The 2,342-nt window shown below is 44.7% G+C and carries 2 protein-coding genes; both read right to left on the bottom strand.

Annotated elements, in window-relative coordinates:
• Window positions 1–680 precede the first annotated feature (680 nt).
• On the bottom strand, window positions 681–1,043 hold the full coding sequence (locus tag KIH86_RS29615) for a hypothetical protein (protein ID WP_235775507.1): 363 nt from the start codon (window positions 1,041–1,043) through the stop codon (window positions 681–683).
• Between the two features lie 84 nt (window positions 1,044–1,127).
• Window positions 1,128–1,559: a hypothetical protein gene (locus KIH86_RS29610; protein ID WP_235775506.1), complete on the bottom strand. Its 432-nt coding sequence runs from the start codon at window positions 1,557–1,559 to the stop codon at window positions 1,128–1,130.
• Window positions 1,560–2,342 lie beyond the last annotated feature (783 nt).

Here is a 2,342-nt window from a genome sequence, read left to right as displayed (position 1 = left end):
TATTCCCAAACTTCCTCCATCAATTGAACCTCCACATTTCATTTGGTAATTTATTCTACATAAACATTAACAAGAGACCTGGGTTATTTCAAGACAAAAAAAACTACGGTTGATTAATTTACTAACATAGCTTGTTTTCAATCTGTTTCAGGTAGGCTAAGGGGTCTCGGCGGAAACGTCTGCGTTTCGTGGTTTCGTGCAGTCGTTTCGCCCAATGACGACGTTCTTGGTTAAACGCTTCATACGAAACTTGTTGTAACCTTGTCACCAGATGCTGTTGGTCTAAAGCATCACGACGAGCACGACAAACTCGCCGCAGTGGAGAATGTGTTCATTCCAACTGCGGCGCCCCGTCGTTCGCCGGTGCTTTGTTTTGGTTTGACGAAAAAAACGTTCATGGTCATTATTCGTGCGGGGCACCCAAGGCGCATCATAGCAGGTAAATAGCCCCCTCCAAAAGCCTCGGGTGTAATTCTGGAAGTTGGATACAAACACGAGATCTTCCTTACGGGTATACGTCTTTTGTATCCAGGACAGTAAACATTGCATCGCGAAGCGCACTGTCTCACTACGCTGGTCCTCCTCTACAGCCTCAGGAGCAAGCAACTGTGCCGTTTCCTGAATCGGAATTTGCCACCCACCGTTTCACCGCTTGGTACTTCGAAGTGAATTCGGGGAGTTTACGGAACAAAAGGAGAACCTTTTTCAGGAGGACAGCCCCCCCCCTTTTTTTTAGCTACACTCTTTTCGAGCGAAGCTTTTACGGCCTCAGCCTTCTCATAAATCCGAATCCCATGCAAATCCAGTGGAGGATTGCCGTCTTCCAGAAGGAGCGAACGAGTCGCCGCTAAATAATCCCGAGTCACTTCGCTTTCTATCGAATCGTCATCTTCCACTTGCTTTTCAATCTCCCGAAGACCCCGCAGGCTTTTTTTGAGTCCTGTTTTGAGTTTGCGGTCCAGATCAACAACAGGTTTGGCAATATCCTTAAGATAGTGGTATTGGCAGTATTGGTAAGGCGTATCCGGCCAGGTTTCTCCCATCGCGAGTCGAATAGATTGTTGGCCATCACTGACTAGCCCAATCACAGGAAATCCAAGGTCTTTGACAGGCTTTAAACGGGCAATTTATTCGGTTTTTGAACCACTTTTTAAATTCTTTGCCGCTAGAATCCGCCCGCTAAACCCTTCGCGAATCACATACAGCGTTTCATTTCCTTTCTCCGGCTGGACGCCGTCCATCGAGAGAAGGAGTCCGTTATATTTCGTGACGATATCCGCTAATTGTTCTTTGATATCCGCGGTTAGGGAAGCACGAAGCAAGGTCAGATACCATTCGTAGAGACGCATGGCATGACGTTCTGAGGTGGGAATGCCTCGCTCCGTTAGGGCTTCGGAAATTTCGGTCACGGTCATATGCTGCTTAAATCGCATTTCACCGACAAGAGCCAGCACATCATAGGCATACGAAGTGTGTTTGAGACACAAGGCGTCGGCTTGAAGCGAACGAAAATACCGTTTGGGCTTGCCACACACCGGATTCGGGCAATGGTACGCCATATTCCAGACTTCAATAATGCCTTCGAGCGTCGCTACAATTTTATTCGAAGCATTATGATGCCGCTTGAGTTTGGTTCCACAATCCGGACATGTGTGACTTCCGGGCGAAAATACATTTTGCGTTCGGGAACGATTCGATTTTTGGGTAAGCCTCTCTTTTGTGGTTTCATGATGATTCCTCCAAGTTATGTCTTACATTTTATTACCCGATTTCAGAGTGGTTAGAGAAATAGTCAAGCGTAGAAAAAAAAAGAAGCCTCAGTTAACTGAAGCTTCACTTTGATATTTTTTTGTCTTGATTCTGTTAATATTGTCCTTGAGATGATACGTTGAGGCGATACAAAATATCTAAAGGAATCTGTTCCTGTGCGTCCTCGAGGGGCCTTGTAAGGCTCGGACATTAGATATTCTTCAACGACAATGTATGTTTCTTTTACGACAAATTCCTCGGCAGCTGAACATGCTTCATTAATAATTGATTGCAATTCATTTGAGATATTAATAAGACTAGATCTTACATCTTCCGGGTAACTGAAATCNGGATATACGTTTCGTAAACGATTTCTGCAACAGCTGCTTCTTCATTTTTCACTTGTGTTATATTTGACAAAGACGATACCGCAGGAAGGCCTTTTGATTCAAACCAATTGAGGAATAGAGTTTGTCCCTTAGTTAATTGGCTGCCAGAAGCTTTAATGATCAACTCTTGGGCACCTGACGCTGAATCAATTTGGAAATATCGAGTAACGGCTTCTGCATATACTTCCAATAGATCGTCTAAAC

The sequence above is a fragment of the Paenibacillus sinensis genome (assembly GCF_019904155.1).
In the GTDB taxonomy this organism is placed as follows: domain Bacteria; phylum Bacillota; class Bacilli; order Paenibacillales; family Paenibacillaceae; genus Paenibacillus_AQ; species Paenibacillus_AQ sinensis.
This window is presented reverse-complemented; position numbering and strand designations above follow the sequence as displayed.

Excerpts from the sequence above, each read along its gene's own strand:
- KIH86_RS29615 (WP_235775507.1), bottom strand. The coding sequence starts at position 1,043 with ATGGGAGAAACCTGGCCGGATACGCCTTACCAATACTGCCAATACCAC.
- KIH86_RS29610 (WP_235775506.1), bottom strand. The coding sequence starts at position 1,559 with ATGGCGTACCATTGCCCGAATCCGGTGTGTGGCAAGCCCAAACGGTAT.